The sequence below is a fragment of the Achromobacter aegrifaciens genome, from assembly GCF_902859735.1.
In the GTDB taxonomy this organism is placed as follows: domain Bacteria; phylum Pseudomonadota; class Gammaproteobacteria; order Burkholderiales; family Burkholderiaceae_B; genus Achromobacter; species Achromobacter aegrifaciens.
Map to the genome: position 1 here is coordinate 133584 of NZ_CADIJY010000004.1, position 15975 is coordinate 149558.

General features: G+C 66.7%; 15 protein-coding genes and 1 pseudogene. 7 read left to right on the forward strand and 9 right to left on the reverse strand.

The genetic code is table 11. The annotated features are described in order from the left end of the window. Genes HV766_RS13615 through HV766_RS13635 form a run of 5 tightly spaced genes read left to right on the forward strand, consistent with a single transcriptional unit; the run spans position 1 to position 6616 of the window. A complete protein-coding gene (locus tag HV766_RS13615; RefSeq protein WP_175181311.1) occupies positions 1 to 1656 on the forward strand; it encodes an ABC transporter ATP-binding protein in 1656 nt (551 codons plus the stop codon). A gap of 31 nt (positions 1657 to 1687) precedes the next feature. Continuing rightward, positions 1688 to 2818: a C45 family autoproteolytic acyltransferase/hydrolase gene (locus HV766_RS13620; protein ID WP_175181312.1), complete on the forward strand. Its 1131-nt coding sequence runs from the start codon at positions 1688 to 1690 to the stop codon at positions 2816 to 2818. A 40-nt stretch (positions 2819 to 2858) separates the two neighbouring features. Beyond that, complete coding sequence (locus tag HV766_RS13625) at positions 2859 to 4412, forward strand: ABC transporter substrate-binding protein (protein WP_175181313.1); 1554 nt, start codon at positions 2859 to 2861, stop codon at positions 4410 to 4412. A gap of 10 nt (positions 4413 to 4422) precedes the next feature. Then, positions 4423 to 5463 carry a CapA family protein gene (locus HV766_RS13630; RefSeq protein ID WP_175181314.1) on the forward strand — a complete coding sequence of 347 codons (1041 nt, stop codon included), beginning with the start codon at positions 4423 to 4425 and terminating at the stop codon, positions 5461 to 5463. Between the two features lie 28 nt (positions 5464 to 5491). Continuing rightward, positions 5492 to 6616 carry a C45 family autoproteolytic acyltransferase/hydrolase gene (locus HV766_RS13635; protein WP_175181315.1) on the forward strand — a complete coding sequence of 375 codons (1125 nt, stop codon included), beginning with the start codon at positions 5492 to 5494 and terminating at the stop codon, positions 6614 to 6616. Positions 6617 to 6750: 134 nt separating this feature from the next. Here HV766_RS13635 and HV766_RS13640 read toward each other — a convergent pair whose 3' ends face one another. The 5 genes from HV766_RS13640 to HV766_RS13655 form a co-directional block, all read right to left on the reverse strand. After that, positions 6751 to 7275 carry a helix-turn-helix transcriptional regulator gene (locus HV766_RS13640; protein WP_175181316.1) on the reverse strand — a complete coding sequence of 175 codons (525 nt, stop codon included), beginning with the start codon at positions 7273 to 7275 and terminating at the stop codon, positions 6751 to 6753. Positions 7276 to 7279: 4 nt separating this feature from the next. Next, a complete protein-coding gene (locus tag HV766_RS30210) occupies positions 7280 to 7555 on the reverse strand; it encodes a hypothetical protein (RefSeq protein ID WP_082401177.1) in 276 nt (91 codons plus the stop codon). Positions 7556 to 7810: 255 nt separating this feature from the next. Further along, positions 7811 to 8224: a PaaI family thioesterase gene (locus HV766_RS13645; protein ID WP_054456351.1), complete on the reverse strand. Its 414-nt coding sequence runs from the start codon at positions 8222 to 8224 to the stop codon at positions 7811 to 7813. A gap of 42 nt (positions 8225 to 8266) precedes the next feature. Further along, positions 8267 to 9481 (reverse strand): multidrug effflux MFS transporter, encoded by a 1215-nt coding sequence (locus HV766_RS13650; RefSeq protein ID WP_175181317.1) that lies wholly within the window; start codon positions 9479 to 9481, stop codon positions 8267 to 8269. A gap of 3 nt (positions 9482 to 9484) precedes the next feature. Further along, positions 9485 to 10285 (reverse strand): SDR family NAD(P)-dependent oxidoreductase, encoded by an 801-nt coding sequence (locus HV766_RS13655; protein ID WP_175161453.1) that lies wholly within the window; start codon positions 10283 to 10285, stop codon positions 9485 to 9487. 136 nt (positions 10286 to 10421) lie between these two features. Between HV766_RS13655 and HV766_RS13660 the strand changes: the two genes are divergently transcribed. Continuing rightward, entirely contained in the window at positions 10422 to 11375 is a 954-nt protein-coding gene (locus tag HV766_RS13660; RefSeq protein ID WP_175181318.1) for a GlxA family transcriptional regulator, read from the forward strand. Positions 11376 to 11465: 90 nt separating this feature from the next. Then, entirely contained in the window at positions 11466 to 13079 is a 1614-nt protein-coding gene (locus HV766_RS13665) for an NAD(P)/FAD-dependent oxidoreductase (protein WP_175161458.1), read from the forward strand. A gap of 63 nt (positions 13080 to 13142) precedes the next feature. Here the strand turns inward: HV766_RS13665 and HV766_RS13670 are convergent, their stop codons facing one another. The 4 genes and pseudogenes from HV766_RS13670 to HV766_RS13685 form a co-directional block, all read right to left on the reverse strand. Beyond that, complete coding sequence (locus HV766_RS13670) at positions 13143 to 13490, reverse strand: hypothetical protein (protein WP_054456346.1); 348 nt, start codon at positions 13488 to 13490, stop codon at positions 13143 to 13145. A gap of 84 nt (positions 13491 to 13574) precedes the next feature. Further along, positions 13575 to 13679: pseudogene (locus HV766_RS13675) on the reverse strand (VOC family protein); the annotation flags it as partial. A 17-nt stretch (positions 13680 to 13696) separates the two neighbouring features. Further along, positions 13697 to 14905 carry a hypothetical protein gene (locus tag HV766_RS13680; RefSeq protein WP_175181319.1) on the reverse strand — a complete coding sequence of 403 codons (1209 nt, stop codon included), beginning with the start codon at positions 14903 to 14905 and terminating at the stop codon, positions 13697 to 13699. Between the two features lie 59 nt (positions 14906 to 14964). Then, positions 14965 to 15972, reverse strand: a complete 1008-nt coding sequence (locus HV766_RS13685) for a hypothetical protein (RefSeq protein ID WP_175181320.1) — start codon at positions 15970 to 15972, stop codon at positions 14965 to 14967. Between the last annotated feature and the right edge of the window lie 3 nt (positions 15973 to 15975).

Sequence of the window (15975 nt, forward strand, 5' to 3'; positions counted from 1 at the left end):
ATGACGACCAAGCATATGGACGCCGGCGCGACGCTGGCAGAGGTGAACGGCCTGACGCTGACCGTGGGCGCGGGCGGCCGGGAAATCGTCAAGCGGGTCAGCTTCTCCATCAAGCCCGGGGAACTGGTCGGCATCGTCGGCGAATCGGGCAGCGGCAAGACCCAGGCAGCGCGCGCCTTGCTGGGCCTGACGCCGCCGCCGCTGGTGCGCGCGGCGGGCTCGATCACGTTCGAAGGCAAGTCGCTGACCGACGCCCGCCCCGCCACCCTGCGCAAGCTGCGCGGAGCGCGCATCGGCATGGTCTTCCAAGAGCCGATGACCTCGCTCAATCCTTCCATGAAGATCGGCCGCCAGCTCGATGAAGGTCTGGCGCTGCACCGCAAGGACCTGTCCGCCGCCGCCCGCAAGCAGCGGACACTGGAGATGCTGGCGCGCGTCGGTCTGCGCGACCCCGCGGCTGCGCTGGACGCCTGGCCCCATGAATTCTCCGGCGGCATGCGCCAGCGCATGATGCTGGCCGCCGTCATGCTGCTGGAACCCGCCCTGCTGGTGGCCGACGAACCCACCACGGCATTGGACGCCGTGGTGCAGCGCGACGTGCTGGAACTGATGCTGGAGCTGACCCGCGCCCGCAACACGGCCGTGCTGATGATCAGCCACGACCTGCCCATGGTGGCCAAGTACACCGAGCGCATGATCGTGATGCGCCACGGCGAGATCGTGGAAACAGGCACCACCCAGCAGATCCTGGACCGTCCCGCGCATCCGTACACGCGGCAATTGCTGGCGGCCATGCCCATGCGCGGCCCCGCCCGTCCCATTCCGACCGAGGCGCCCATCGTCGACGTGCGCCAGCTGCTGGTGGACTACGCCGGCCGCCAGCGGCTGTTCGGCCGCACCCAGGCCAAGCGCGCCCTGCACGGCATAGACCTGCAGATCCGGCCGCGCGAGGTGGTGGCGGTGGTGGGCGGATCGGGTTCCGGCAAGACCACGCTGGGCCGGGCCATCGCGGGGCTGCTGGCCCCCACGGACGGCGGCATTTACTTCCGCGGCAAGCCCATTGCGCAGACGGGCGCCGCCTGGAACGACTACCGCCTGAACTGCCAGATGGTGTTCCAGGATCCCTATTCCTCCTTGAATCCGCGCATGACGGTCGGCGAGCTCACGGCCGAAGGCTTGCGCCAGGTGGACGGCATGACGGCGGCGCAGAAGGCCGAACGCGTCCAGACCGTGCTGACCGAGGTCGGGCTGGGCCCGGAGTACGCCAGGCGCTACCCGCATGAATTGTCCGGCGGCCAGCGCCAGCGCGTGGCGATAGCCCGCGCCATCGTACGGCGCCCCGCCTTCGTGATCGCGGACGAGCCGGTTTCGGCACTGGACGTGACCGTGCGTGCGCAGGTGCTCAAGCTGTTTGCCGAATTGCAGCAACGCCACGGCTTTTCCTGTCTGTTCATCAGCCACGACCTGGGCGTGGTCGAGCAGGTGGCAGACCGCGTGGTCGTGATGCAGGACGGCCAGATCGTCGAACAGGGCCTGCGCGACCAGATCTTCGACGCGCCCCAGCATCCCTACACGCGCAAGCTGCTGTCGGCCATTCCGGCCCTGGAGGCCAACGACAGCGGCGGCGTACGCCTGAAATGGCGGTTCGACCAATGACGCCCGCAGCCCCGCAGGCATAGGAACAGACATGGAAGCGCAAGCCTACTTTCCGCTGGTCGAGGTGGCCGGCACGCCTTACCAGCGCGGACTGCAGCACGGACGCCTGGCCGCCGCGCGCGTGCGGCGCAGCGCCGGGATCTACGCCCGTGCGCTGCAAGAGCTGCGGTACTCGCCCGCGGACCTGCGCCGGCTCATCGCGAACTTCTCGCGCGCCGTCGAGAATTTCGAGCCTGCCTACCTGGACGAGATGCGCGGCATCGCCGAGGGCGCCGGCGTTTCCTTCGAAGACGTGCTGATGATCAACGCCCGCACCGAGATCGTGGCCCAGGCCCGGCGCGCGCAGCTTGCCGGTTCTGCCGCGGTGGCAAGCGACGAATGCACCGGCGCTGCCATCCTGCCTGCCCGCAGCGCCAACGGCAGCTTCCTGCAAGGCCAGAACTGGGACAACCGCCAGGACTGCGCCGACACCATCATCATCCTGCGCGTGCTGCGCGACGACGGCCCCGACGTGCTTACCTTCGTTGAAGCCGGCGGCCTGGCGCGCTATGGCATGAACTCGGCCGGGTTGACCCTGAACGGCAACGGCATGTCCTCCAGCCGCGACTACCAGCAGGACGGCGTACCCCTGCCGCTGGTGCGCCGCAAGGCCCTGGAACAAGAGCACTACGCGCTGGCCCTGCAGATCGTCACCGGCACGCCTAAAGCGTGTTCGTGCAACCTGATCCTGGGCACGCAACTGGGCCTGGCGCTGAGCCTGGAATGCGCGCCCGACGAGACCTTCCTGGTCTATCCCGAGGACGGCCTGCTGGTCCACGCCAACCATTGGACCAGCCCTGTGGCGCTGGGCAAGCTGAAAGAGACGGGCATCGCCAGCTCGCCGGAAAGCCTCTACCGCGACCAGCGCGTGCGCCAGCGCCTGTCCGCCGCGGGCAACAAGCTCGGCGTGCAGGACCTGAAGGCCGCCTTCGCCGATACCCACGCCACTCCCTTTTCCGTCTGCCGGCCGGGGCGCGTCAGCGCCCAGGGCTATGCATCCTGCACCACCGCGACGCTGATCATGGAACCCGCGGCTGGCGTGCTGGAGGTCGCGCGCATGCCCTGGCAGGGCGCCACCTACGCCCGCTATACGGTGGAGCGCGGATCCTCCCCTTCCTTCTGAACGTCTTCCGGCTGCAAACCGCTCACAACAAGGACCCATCATGAAACGACCTCTGTATGCGTACACCGCCCTGGCCGCCCTCCTGACGGCCACCGCGCCGGCCCTGAGCGCCACCGTGCTGCGCGCCCACCAGGACGCGGACATCCGCAGCAGCGATCCGGGCGTCAACCGCGACGCCAATACCGATGGGGTGATCCTGCACGTGGTTGAAGGACTGGTCGGCTACAACGCGAAGGGCCAGCCCGCCCCCTTGCTGGCCGAGAAGATCGACGTATCCGAAGACGGCAAGACCTACACCTTCCGCCTGCGCCAGGGCGTGACCTTCCACAACGGCGCGCCCCTGACCGCGGACGACGTGGTCTGGAGCTGGAACCGCTACATGGATCCCAAGACGGGCTGGCGCTGCCTGACCGACTTCGATGGTCGCATCGGCCTGAAGGTGGAAAGCGCCGCCGCCACCGATCCCGCCACCGTCGTGTTCAAGCTGGACCGGGCCGCGCCGCTGTTTCTCGATTCGCTGGCGCGCAGCGATTGCGGCATGACGGCCATCACCCATCGCGACTCCGTCAAGCCCGACGGCACCTGGGACAAGCCCATCGGCACCGGCCCGTTCCGCTTCGCGGAGTGGCGCCGCCGCGAATACGTGAGCCTGACGCGCTTCGAGAACTACGCCAACCGGCCGGGCAAGCCCGACGGCTATGTGGGTTCCAAGCGCCCGCTGGTCGACGAAGTGCGCTTTGTCGTGATCTCCGACCCGGCGACGGCCAAGACCGCCCTGGCCAGCGGGGCTATCGACGTGATGTCCAAGGTGCCGTATTCCGAGGTCGCCGAATTGGCGCAGAACAAGGCCATCAGCACCAATGTCTCGCCCCAGTTGGCGCCTTCCACGCTGACGATCCAGACGCGCGACAAGCTGCTGTCCAATCCCTATCTGCGCCAGGCCATCGCCGCGGCGCTGAACTACAAGGAACTGGTGGCCGGCGTGACCTACGGCCTGACCGAGCCCAACAACTCGCTCGTCCCCGTAGCTTCGCCCTACTATGGCGAAGCCGAAAAGCAGGGCTACGTCTACGACCTGGCGCGCGCCAAGGCGCTGCTCGCCAAGGCCGGCTACAAGGGCGAGAAAATCGTCATTTCGACCAACAAGCGCAATCTGCCGAACTACGACGCGGCCGTGATCACGCAGGCAATGCTGCAGCAGGCCGGAATCAACGCCGACATCGAGGTGCTGGAATGGGGCGCCCAGCAGGACAAGTGGCAGAAAGGCAATTACCAGATGATGTCGTTCTCGTACTCCAGCCGCATGGACCCCGCCCTGAACTTCGAGGCCGTCACCGGCGACAAGAGTTCCCAGCCGCGCAAGCTGTGGGACGACCCCGCTGCCCGCGCGCTGCTGGAAAAGGCCACCAACGCCACGGCGCCCGCCGAACGGCAGGCCTTGCTGGATCAACTGCACCGGCTGATGCTGGAGCAGGTCCCCATCATCCCCTTGTTCAATACCTTGAGCACGGGCGCATACCGCAAGAACGTCCAGGGCTTCGAATCGTCGATCTTCGGCGCGCCGCTGCTCTGGGAAGTCTCGAAGGCCGACTAGGAACGCCACCATGAATCAAACCCTGTATCTGCTGGGCGACATCAACCTCAAGGGTGTGGATGACGCCAGCGGCCTGTTCGACCGCGTCAGCCAGCCGCTGCGGCAAGCGGACCTGGTGTTCGCCAACCTGGAATGCTGCCTGTACGACCTGCCCGAGCACGCCCAGGAGCGGCGCGGCTTCTATACCTCCCCCCGGCACGCGCAGGTCCTGCGCGACGCCGGCCTGCAGGCGGTGGGCAACGCCAACAATGTCAACATCGGCCATGAAGCGGTGCTGTCCTCGCTGGCGGCCTTGCGGAGCGCTTCCCTGTCCAGCGTGGGCGCCGGTGCGAACGCCAGTGCCGCCCGCGCTCCGCTGATCGAGGTACGCGACGGCGTGCGCTACGGCTTCCTGCAGCGCACCGCCGTGTACTGGCCGGACAACCACGAAGCCACCGCGCATCATGCCGGCGTCGCCATCATCCGCGGCCATACCGCCTACCGGCCGCGGCTGGAAATGCAGGCGGCGCGCACGCGCCCCGGCGTGCCGCCCGAAGTGCTGACCTGGGCCGATCCGGAGTCGCTCGCGCAATTCCGGGCCGACGTGGCGGCGCTGCGGGAACAGGCGGACGTCGTGATCGCCTCGCTGCACTGGGGCTACCGGCGCGAAGTGCTGCAGTACCAGCGCGAGTACGCGCATGCGGCCGTCGAGGCCGGCGCCGACATCGTGCTGGGACATGGCCCCCACATGATCCTGCCGATCGAACTGCATCGCGGCAGGCCCATTCTTTATGGCAGCGGCAATTTCTCCTTCCAGGTCGCCCACCAGGCGGACGCGCATACGGAGTGGACCGGCATGACGGTTCGCGTCGACATCCGCGACAAGCGCCCCGCCGCCATGCAGTTCCGTTTCGTGCAGCGCAACGACGCCAACCAGACCGTATTCCTGCCCGCGTCCGACGTGGCCCAAGAACGCGACCTGCTGATCCGCGCATCCGCCGCGCTGGGCGCGGACCTGCACGCCGACGGCGATGCCCTGCTGCTGGACCTGACCGGCCACACCGCCTCCTGAACATCCGTCTCCCCCATTTGATGCTCCCATGAAATACGCCCCGTTTCCCCTAGTCTCGATCTCCGGCGCCCCCTTTGAACGCGGCGTGCAGTACGGCCGCGCCGTGCCCGAACGCATTGCCCGCAGCGCGCGGCACTATCGCGGCGAACTCGACAAGATCGGCACTTCCATGGCCGCCCAGGCTGCCCTGATCAAGGAGTTCGCAGACCAGATCCAGAAGTTCGACCCCGCGCATACCGAAGAAATGCGCGGCATCGCGCAAGGCGCGGGCTGCGCCTTCGACGACGTAGCCCTGATCAACGCCCGCACCGAAGTCATCGCCAAGGCGCGGCTGCTGGCCAAGATGGGCAACCTGGACCCCGCCGAGGGCGAATGCACCGCCGCCCTGGTCATGCCCGGGCGCAGCGCGACAGGCACGCTGATCCATGCGCACAACTGGGACTGGGAACCCGACGCCTGCGACAGCACCATTGTGCTGCGCGCCACCCTGGAAAGCGGCATCACCTTCCTGACGCTGGTGGAGGCCGGCGGCCTGGCGCGGCACGGCTTCAACTCGGCCGGCATCGGCCTGACCGGCAACTATCTCAGCAGCGACCGCGACTACACGCAGTCCGGCGTGCCGCTGAGCAGCGTGCGGCGCGCGGTGCTCTGCCAGCAGCACGTCGCCATCGCCATGCAGCTGATCGCCGCCACGCCCAAGGCCTGCTCCAGCAACATGATCGTCAGCCAGAACGGCTGGGTGATCGACTTCGAATGCGCGCCCGACGAGAGCTTCACCTTGCTGCCGCAGGACGGCCTCTTGACCCATTCCAACCATTTCATGAGCGAAGTCGCGCTGGGCAAGCTGCGCGAAGCGGGCCTGAAGAATGCCGTGGACACCTATTACCGGGCCTGGCGCGTGCGCCAGTTGCTGGACGCCTGCGGCCCCCGGATCACGGTGATAGACGTGCGGCGCGCCCTGGCGGACGACTGGGCCACGCCCTATTCCGTCTGCCGCCCGCCGCGCGGCACGCTGACGGGCGGACGCTCGGCCACCGTCGCCACCCTGGTGCTGGACACCGCAGGACTCACAATGGATATCGCCGCCATGCCGTCGTTCGGGCAGTTCTTCACCCGCTATGGCCTGGAGGGCGAGGCCTATCCGATCGACTGAACGGGTTGGGCCATGAGCGCATGTTTTTCATGCGCATCGCCGGCGCGAAGGAATATTGCCGGGGCCCGCCTTGCAAATCCTGGACGAGATCGGGACGCTGGCGCGGGCAAGCGCTCTCAAAATGCGCAGGACCGTCATCCCACCAGCGCTTCCAGTGCCTTGGAGGCAGAACGCGAAACGCGCTGCCCTTCCTTTGCCGCATTGACCTGCAAGGCCACACGCGCCACGTCCATGACTTGTTCGACCTGCGGATAGCCGCCCTTGGCCTGCAACCAGGCCAGCACGTCCGCCAGGTGCCAGATCGAGGTACTGCCCTCATGGACCGGCAGCGGAAAGCTGTCTGGATACGCCAGCATCAGTTTGCGCATGTTCTGGCGCGAGACGCCGACGATCTCGGCCACATCGGTCAGGCCCACCAGATCGGGTGCGGCCTCGATCAGCTTGGCGGTTGGAACCGCGCGCCTGACGTCTGCCAGCGCCGAGCGCACGGCGGATTCCGCGCTTTCAGCCTCGCGGGTGAACTCCAGCGCGATGCGTCCCGGCAGCCCGGTGCCGACCAGAGCATCGTCGCAACCGGCCGCACCCAGGCGTTCGACCAACGCATCCATGTCATGGTCGCCGTCGGCAAGCTGGTACTTCAAGGTGAAGGTGTATTCCATCGCACTACTCCCATGCGCCGCCGTCAGCCCTAGGCAAGTGGCGGTGCGCAGTACAGTTATTTACGACGCGCAGCAAGGCGCGCGCATGATTGCCGGGGTTCTTCGGGGTGCTCCAGATGCTGGTGATGCAGAATTCGCCGCAGCGGCAGTCCGCCAGATTGCTGGGGCAATAGATCCGCCCCCATGCGTGGCTACCGCCAACTTCCACACGCCAGCCGCATTCTTCGGCATGGTGCAGTGCTGCCTCGACCTCTTTTTTGGGATGGGACGGACGAGCCATCATTGGTATCCAGTATGAAGACATAAGAATAGGTTGTCAATAGACAACCAAGCCACAGCTTCAGGGGATGCCAACAGCGCCGGGCGTCGTGAACGAACGGCGTTCTTTGCGCCGTGGCCGCCGGCCCTGAAAGCCGACGTTGCAGCTTATCGAGGGCGCTCGCGGGAACCAAGGCGGAATCCGTCTGAGAAACGGACGAAAAGGCTGGAATGGCTTGCGGGTTCTACCATCGCGGCCCATCACCGGGCCGCGCGCTCACCAAAGGATGATCTGCGAACAACGGAACAGCGACAGCTTGCGGCCGCTTGCGTCGACCACGGTCGCCGACCAGACCTGGGTCGTGCGCCCCATGTGCTCCGCCACCGCCTCTACGGTCAGCACGCCTTCCCGGGCGGTGCCCAGGAAGTTCGATTTCAGCTCCAGCGTGGTGAAGCCCTTGGCCCCTTCGGGCAGATGCGCCAGGGTGGCGTAACCGGCGCAGGTATCGGCCAGCATCACCTGCGAGGCTGCGTGCAGATAACCGTTGGGCGCCATCATCCACGGCGCCACCGTCATTTCCATGGACATGCGCCCTTCCTCGATTGACAGCGGCCGCACGCCGAAGGTGTCAGGCAACGTGCCGCGTTGCCGTTCGAAGAGACTTTCTATGGTTTCGGGTGAGCGCAGCATTGCGTTTGTCCTTTGTACAGGTTGTCGAGAATCAGGAAAGTACTACCGCTGGCGCTTGCCCGCCATCAACGCAGCGCACGCAAGCACAGAAGCGCCAGCCAACACCCCGCCCAATATCAGCGTGGGGCTGCCGCCCGCCAGGCTGGCCAACGCCGTCATGCCACCCGCGCAAGCCATCTGCAGGCCGCCCAGCAGCGCGGACGCCAGCCCGGCCTGCCGGCTGAAGGGTCCCAGCGCCAGCGCAGTGCCCAGCGGATTGACCAGTCCCATGCCGAACAGATACAGCGCCACGGCGGCCGTGAACTGCGACAGGCCGCTATCTTCGCCGCCCGCCAGCAAGGTCAGCGCGCCCGCCAGCGCCACCGCGCAGCCGGATCGCGCCACCCTGGCCGCGCCAAAGCGGTGAGCCAGGCGCGGCGCCAGCATGCCGGCGGCGAACACCACAAACACCGTGCAGGCGAAGAACAATCCCAACTGCAGCGCGCTCAGACCGAGGCGCCCCATGAGCATGGCTGGCGTGGCTGCAAAAATGGCATACAGGCCGCCGATGACCACGCTCACGGCAGACGCCGGACCGATGAACCGGACATCCCGCGCCAAGTCCGCATAGCCGCGCAGCACGGCAGCGGGCGTCGCCGCAGCGCGCCGGTCGGCCGGATGCGTCTCCCCCACCGTCGCCACATAGGCCAGCGCCAGAACAAGCCCCAGCACCGCGACCAGCGCAAAGCTCGCGCGCCAGCCCGGCCCGTACTCCATCGCGCTGCCCAGCAGAGGCGAAAAGCCCGGCGCGGCAGCCATGGCCACCATGGTCAAGGCCAGGGTGCGCGACAGCGCTTCGCCTTCGAACAGGTCGCGCGCGATGGCCCGCGACAGCACCGAGGCCGCGCATACGCCCAGCGCCTGCACCACCCTGCCCGCCACCAGCAGCGGCAAGGTCGACGCCCACACGCAGACCAGGCTGCCAGCGATGAACAGGACCAGTCCACCCACCACCGGAGCGCGCCGTCCCCAGCGGTCCGACAGCGGCCCGACGAACAATTGCCCGATGGCGAAGGCCAGGAAAAAGCTCGACAGCACCAGTCCCATATCGCGGGCGTCCACGCCCAGTTCGGATGCCATGCTGGGAAACGCCGGCAGGATAATGTTGGTGGACAGCGCGCCCAAGGCCGCCATGCCGGCAAGCACGGCCAGCAGGCGCCCGGTCAGGCGCGCAGGCGCCGCACTGCCCGGCGCCGCAGCGGAGATGGCGGTGTCCATGGTTCAGACCGCGGCCGTGTAGCGTTGCGCAACGGCGCTGCTGGACAGATGGGGCGCCATGGCCAGGCGCGCGGCCTCGTAGGCGTCCCATTCCTCGCCAGCATGCAGCGAGGGAATGGTGACCTTCTCGCCGCGCGCGAAGCCCAGCAAGGCGGCGTCGACCAGGTCTTCGGCTCGCATCACGATGCGCTGGTCCAATGTTTCCACCGGCCGCCCGCCGATGGCCCAGAAGTCCGTGGCCGTGGCGCCGGGCAGCACAGCCTGGACCTGCACGCCAGTCCCAGCCAGCTCGTGTTGCAGCGACTGGCTGAACGCCAGCACGAATGCCTTGCTGCCGCCATAGACGCCGTTCAGGACTTCTGGCGCAAGCGCCACGACGGAAGCGATATTGATGATGGCGCCCCGGCCTCGCGCGACAAAGCCCGGAACCGCCGCATAGGTCAGCCGCATCGGCGCGGTGACGTTCAGGTCGACCATGCGCGTCATCTGCTCCACGTCGCTTTGCAGCAGCGGCGTATGCGTGCCGATGCCGGCGTTGTTCACCAGCAAGGTAATGCTGGCGTCCTGGCGCAGTTGGTCTTCGACGCGGGCCAGCGACGCGCGGTCGCCCAGGTCCGCCGCCAATACCTCCACCGCGCGGCCGCTGCGGGTGCTGATGGCGCTGGCCAGCGCGTTCAGGCGTTCGCGGTTGCGCGCGACCAGGATCAGGTCGTAGCCCTGCTGCGCGAGCTTTTCCGCGTACAGCGCGCCGATGCCGCTGGATGCGCCCGTAACGAGGGCAGTGCCGGGTTGGGTTTGTGCCATGGTGAGACTCCGTAGGGGCGATTGCGATGGAAGCCATATTGCGGCTTGCAGCCCATGGCGTAAATGACGTATATAGTCATAAATAAGGACATTGACGCAGGACATACGCGGGGCCATAGCCCGCAAGGACGCTCCCATGCACCGCATCGGTTACATACTTCCCGAAGGCTTCCAGATCATCGGCCTGGGCACGCAGGCCGTGTTCGAACTCGCCAATGTGGTGGCGCGCGAGCCCTTCTACGCTGTGGAGAGCTACGCCCTGGATGGCGCGGTGCGCGCCTCGGCTGGCCTGACGGTACAGGCCCGTCCGCTCACCGTCCGCAGCCAGGCCGACACCTGGCTGGTGGCCGGCGTGCTTTCGCCCCTGTCCAGGCCCGTCGCGTCCGAACTTCCCCGGCTGCTGGAAAAACTCGCGCCCCGCTCGCGCCGCGTCGCCGGCCTGTGCACCGGCGCGTTCCTGCTGGCCGACGCCGGCCTGCTGGACGACCGGCGCGCCACCACGCACTGGTACTGGGCCGACGCCTTGCAGCAGCGCCATCCGCGCGCGCGGGTCGAGGCCGACCGCATCTACATCGCCGATGGGACGGTCTGGACCTCCGCCGGCATGACCGCGGAAATGGACCTGGCCTTGGCGCTGGTGGAAAAAGACCTGGGCGCGGATATCGCGCGCGCGGTGGCGCACCGGCTGGTCATGCATCAGCGCCGCTCGGGCGGCCAGTCGCAGCACTCGGAAATGCTCAGGCTCGCGCCCAAGTCCGACCGCATCCAGCAGGCGCTGGAACATGCCCGCCGCAACCTCGCCCGCCCCTTGAGCGTGGAGGATCTGGCCCAGGCCGCCAGCCTGAGCCCGCGCCAGTTCAGCCGCGTATTCACGGCCGAGACCGGCCAGTCGCCCGCCAAGGCCATCGAGGGGCTGCGGCTGGAAGCTGCCCGGCTGATGATAGAAAGCAGCCGGCATCCGCTGGAAGTCGTGGCCAGGGAAACCGGTTTTCGCGACCGCCGCCACCTGCGCGAGGCTTTTCTGCGCGGGTTCGGGATGCCGCCCCAGGCGGTGCGGCGCGACGCGCGGACCAGCCCTCCCGGCCCCTGACCGGCGCCAGATACCCCGCGGCCCCCTGCCTGCGGTCCAGTACAATTCGCGCTTGGCGACGTTGTGCTCGCCCCTTTATCTGGACCAAAGATGTTGCGACTGTCTGAAATCAAGCTGCCGTTGAATCACGCGCCCGAAGAATTGCCCGCCGCGATTCTCAAGAAACTGGGTGTAGCGGCCAGCGATCTGCGCGGCCATACCGTTGCCTCCCGCAGCTATGACGCGCGCAAGAAGCACAACATCCTGCTGATCTACACGCTGGACGTCGATGTCGAAAACGAAGCGGCGCTGCTCAAGCGCTTTCACGACGACCGCAACGTCAAGCCCACTCCCGACACCGAATACAAGTTCGTCGCCCAGGCACCCGCCAACCTGGCCAAGCGCCCCATTGTCATCGGCACCGGCCCCTGTGGCCTGTTCGCCGGGCTGGTCCTGGCGCAGATGGGCTTCAAACCCATCATCCTGGAGCGCGGCAAGGCCGTGCGCGAACGCACCAAGGACACCTGGGGCCTGTGGCGCAAGCGCATCCTGAACCCCGATTCGAACGTCCAGTTCGGCGAAGGCGGCGCCGGCACCTTCTCCGACGGCAAGCTGTACAGCCAGATCAAGGACCCCAAGCACTACGGCGAAAAAGTGCTCAAGGAATTCGTGCTGGCTGGCGCGCCCGAAGAAATCCTGTACGTCAGCAAGCCGCACATCGGCACGTTCCGCCTGGTCGGCATGGTGGAAGTCATGCGCGACACCATCACAAAGCTGGGCGGCGAAGTCCGCTTCTCCAGCAGGGTGGAGACGCTGCATCGGGAAAACGGCCGCGTCACCGGCGTGACCCTGGCCGGCGGCGAGCACATCGAGGCCGACCACGTCGTGCTGGCCATCGGCCACAGCGCGCGCGACACCTTCCAGATGCTGCGCGACCAGGGCGTGTTCATGGAAGCCAAGCCCTTCTCTATCGGCTTCCGCATCGAACATCCGCAGTCGCTGATCGACCGCGCGCGCTTCGGTCCCAACGCCGGCCACCCCATCCTGGGCGCGGCGGACTACAAGCTGGTGCACCATGCCAGCAACGGACGCTCGGTCTACAGCTTTTGCATGTGCCCGGGCGGCACGGTGGTGGCAGCCACCTCCGAACCCGACCGTGTCGTCACCAACGGCATGAGCCAGTACTCACGCAACGAGCGCAATGCCAACGCGGGCATCGTGGTCGGGATCTCGCCCGAGGTCGATTACCCCGAACATGTGCTGGCGGGCGTGGACTTCCAGCGCAAATGGGAATCCCAGGCCTTTGAGCTGGGCGGCCGCAACTACAGCGCGCCAGGCCAGTTGGTCGGCGACTTCATCGCCGGCAAGGCATCGACCGAATTCGGCTCCGTGCTGCCGTCATACACGCCGGGCGTGCACCTGACCGACCTGGCCACCGCGCTCCCCGAATTCGCCATCACCGCCATCCGCGAGGCGCTGCCCGTCTTCGACAAGACCATCAAGGGTTTCGGCATGCACGACGCGGTGCTGACCGGCGTCGAAACCCGCACCTCATCGCCCATCCGCATCAAGCGCGACAACGAAACCTTGCAGAGCCTCAACACCCAGGGACTGTTCCCGGCGGGTGAAGGCGCGGGCTACGCCGGCGGCATCCTGTCGGCGGGCGTAGACGGCATCAAGATCGCCGAGGCGGTGGCCTTGAGCATCATGAGCCGGCAGGCGTAAACAGTCGCACTTGCGGCGCCCGGGTTGAAGTGCCTGTGGCCGTCGCCAGGCCGGAGGTCGTTCTCAATCCAGCTTGGGATCAGGAAACGGCAGCTTATCCTGGGAAACGCTGGGCTGCGCTTTCCACTTGCCGTCCTGCTTGTAGAAATCCATCTGGTTCTCGCTGACCGCGGCCCCCAGGGTCACCGCGACCGTGCAGGCGACCTGGCCCGGATACGTGGCCTCCACCGCCGGGATGCAGGTTCCAAGCTTGACCTTGGACGGCCGGGGCATGCCCGTGTCCGCCAGCATGTCGACGATCGCATCCGTCGCTTCGGGAATGGAAGGCAGGACCAGATCCTGGGCCCGGGCCATGCCGCCCATTCCCAACAATGCAACCATCGACGCCACGGAAATCAAGGGCTTGAACATGCGCCAGCTCCATCAGAATTGAGACTCGCGGAGCTTAAAGGAAGCGCCCCTCTGTCACCGTAACAGAGCGCTACGCGACTATTCCTAAGGCAGCATCTGAGGGTTGTAGACCACTTCCCATAAATGCCCGTCCGGATCCATGAAGTAGCCCGCGTAGCCGCCATAGAAGGTATCGCCTGCGGCCTTGACCACGGGTAAGCAACGCCTCAGTAATCCCTGGCCTCGTCGAACCAGCGCTGCGTCTGCGCTTCGCTTACTCCCAGCCGTTCGACCTGGGCAAGCTGGCTGAACTGCCACACCGCCTCGCCTATGTCTTCGCGCTCGCTGGTCTCGATCCCCTTCATGCTGTTGAAGTGGCGGGTAAAGACAGAGATTGCGGCTTGGACCTCAACGGTATTGCTTGCGCTTTCCAGCGCCGACCGGGCCGTGTCGTAGGCCGTATTCGCCGACTTCGCCATGCGGCTGTTCCAGCCCGAGAAAGGCCGGCCGTATTCGCTTTGCCACCACTCCCGCTTGCGCAGCTGGGAGACGGAGTTGTAACCGCCCCATGCGCGGACCTTCTCCCTTGCCTTCATCTGCGCCTTCAAGCGCTTGCCCGCGGCTTCGTCGACGTTGTAGGCGATGAACCTGTCCAGCGCGGGCCAACTGGCCAGTTCCGGCAAGCCATCCAGATCGGGCGTGAATCGGATCTCCAGACTAGTCAGGCGCGGCAGGCGGGCAAGCGCCTCCCAGCCGCTGAAACCGCCCCAGAGCGACAGGCTCTCCAACTGCGGAAAGCGATCGATTCCCTGCAGCGAAATGGGCTGCCCCAGCGGCGCGCCATGCAGCGCCAGCGCGCGCACGTCCTGCAGCGGGCCGAGGTCGGGCAAGGCGTAAGGCGCCACGCCAGTCCGGCGCCCCAGCGCCGGCCGCAGCGACAACATATCGGGCAGTTCGCCCGCCACGGCAATGCGCGTCAGGTCGCCAAACAGCTCCAGGTCACGGACCTGAGGCAACCTGGCTTCAAGATGCCCCGACACCTGGTCCAGCCGGATGCGCAGCGTCTGGATTCTTGCCGCGCCCGCGTCGATGGCGCGCCTGCCTGAGTATGCCGGCGCCCAGCTGAACTGCTCGATTTCGCGGCCCTGCGACCAGCCGAAAAAACCGCTGTCGTTGCCGTAATAATCGATATGCCGCGGCCACGGCGAGCCGGCAGGCGTGGAGAACGGTTCAAATGCAGCCCAGTTGATGGCCTCGTCGCCAGCCACGTGCAGATCAGCCTTCTTGCCCATGCTGGCCGGGCCGATGATCAGATTGCCGCGCCCTGCTTCGCGTGCGAAGACGTGGCTGCCCGTCGCGGTCAGGCTCACCTGATAATGCCCTGCCTCGCTCACCGAGCCCGCGGGCTCGCCGGACACGTCTATGGGTACGGACATGCAACTCTCCTTTTGCTTGGCGGGATCCACTGATGGCGGTTCCGCCGACTCATTGACGCCTACGCAGGCTCGCCGTCCACGCGGAAGAACAGCGCGGTCTGCCCCTTCAGGCCGCCATCCAGGAACTCGAACTCGACGCGCCTGCCCGGTTCAACCACGTCGCCCAGGTATTCGACCCGATACATCACGCCGCCGATGCGGTAGTTGTGGACCAGCGAGACGATCGAGGAGTTGGGGCTGCGCAATCGATAGACCACGGCCTCTTCGACCACACCCCGCACGCCATGTTTGTACAGCCCCCGCTGCAGTTTGCGGCTGCGCATGCCAAACAGCATTCCCAGGATTGCAAAGATCGCCGCGACGAACAGCAGCGGCGGCAGAAACAGCCCCCCCACCAGCGGCACAAGGGCAAAGATCAGCATGAACTTGCGCGCGTCCAACTCTTCCCCGCGCACGGCCGCACGGTCGGCATCGCTGATTTCCTCGACAGCGACCAGGGACTCCGCGCTCATGGGGTACTCCACCCGCAACAGCACGGGAGGCGAGTCTGGCTGCAAGGTCAGCAGGTGCAGGCGCACGGGCAGATTTGTCAGACCCACGGCCGTCGCGGGCCCGTGTCCGCTACGAGTGTCGCTGGCGATCTCGTTCCAGAACGGCAGGGCGGCGTCCACGCGCTGCTCGCCGAATCCGTAGCACACGCCCGGCGTCGAGGAAGCCGGACCAAATGACGTCAGCCGGCCTGAAACGATCTGCTTGGCCAGCCGCCCCTTCAGCGCCCGGTCGAGGCTGCGCCAGCCTGGCGGCATGCGCAGCAGCTTGCGTCCGAAAAACACCGCCAGCGCTCCCATCACCGCAATGCCCGCCAGCAGCACCGCGCCCACGCCGACGTCCAGCGCGCGCCACTCGGACAGACCAAGCACGACAAAGGTCAACACGGAAAGCGCCAGCAGCAGCACCACGAAGACGCCGAACACGGCCATCAACAGCCTGCCGCGGGAGCATCTGCGCAGCAGCAGGATGTCATCCTCGGTGAGCGGGGCATCCTCGATTTGCAGGGTCTGGCTCATGCG

What these genes read in the sequence shown, in the direction of transcription:
- HV766_RS13615 (WP_175181311.1), top strand. Translation starts at nt 1, where the DNA reads ATGACGACCAAGCATATGGACGCCGGCGCGACGCTGGCAGAGGTGAAC.
- HV766_RS13620 (WP_175181312.1), top strand. Translation starts at nt 1,688, where the DNA reads ATGGAAGCGCAAGCCTACTTTCCGCTGGTCGAGGTGGCCGGCACGCCT.
- HV766_RS13625 (WP_175181313.1), top strand. Translation starts at nt 2,859, where the DNA reads ATGAAACGACCTCTGTATGCGTACACCGCCCTGGCCGCCCTCCTGACG.
- HV766_RS13630 (WP_175181314.1), top strand. Translation starts at nt 4,423, where the DNA reads ATGAATCAAACCCTGTATCTGCTGGGCGACATCAACCTCAAGGGTGTG.
- HV766_RS13635 (WP_175181315.1), top strand. Translation starts at nt 5,492, where the DNA reads ATGAAATACGCCCCGTTTCCCCTAGTCTCGATCTCCGGCGCCCCCTTT.
- HV766_RS13640 (WP_175181316.1), bottom strand. Translation starts at nt 7,275, where the DNA reads ATGGAATACACCTTCACCTTGAAGTACCAGCTTGCCGACGGCGACCAT.
- HV766_RS30210 (WP_082401177.1), bottom strand. Translation starts at nt 7,555, where the DNA reads ATGGCTCGTCCGTCCCATCCCAAAAAAGAGGTCGAGGCAGCACTGCAC.
- HV766_RS13645 (WP_054456351.1), bottom strand. Translation starts at nt 8,224, where the DNA reads ATGCTGCGCTCACCCGAAACCATAGAAAGTCTCTTCGAACGGCAACGC.
- HV766_RS13650 (WP_175181317.1), bottom strand. Translation starts at nt 9,481, where the DNA reads ATGGACACCGCCATCTCCGCTGCGGCGCCGGGCAGTGCGGCGCCTGCG.
- HV766_RS13655 (WP_175161453.1), bottom strand. Translation starts at nt 10,285, where the DNA reads ATGGCACAAACCCAACCCGGCACTGCCCTCGTTACGGGCGCATCCAGC.
- HV766_RS13660 (WP_175181318.1), top strand. Translation starts at nt 10,422, where the DNA reads ATGCACCGCATCGGTTACATACTTCCCGAAGGCTTCCAGATCATCGGC.
- HV766_RS13665 (WP_175161458.1), top strand. Translation starts at nt 11,466, where the DNA reads ATGTTGCGACTGTCTGAAATCAAGCTGCCGTTGAATCACGCGCCCGAA.
- HV766_RS13670 (WP_054456346.1), bottom strand. Translation starts at nt 13,490, where the DNA reads ATGTTCAAGCCCTTGATTTCCGTGGCGTCGATGGTTGCATTGTTGGGA.
- HV766_RS13680 (WP_175181319.1), bottom strand. Translation starts at nt 14,905, where the DNA reads ATGTCCGTACCCATAGACGTGTCCGGCGAGCCCGCGGGCTCGGTGAGC.
- HV766_RS13685 (WP_175181320.1), bottom strand. Translation starts at nt 15,972, where the DNA reads ATGAGCCAGACCCTGCAAATCGAGGATGCCCCGCTCACCGAGGATGAC.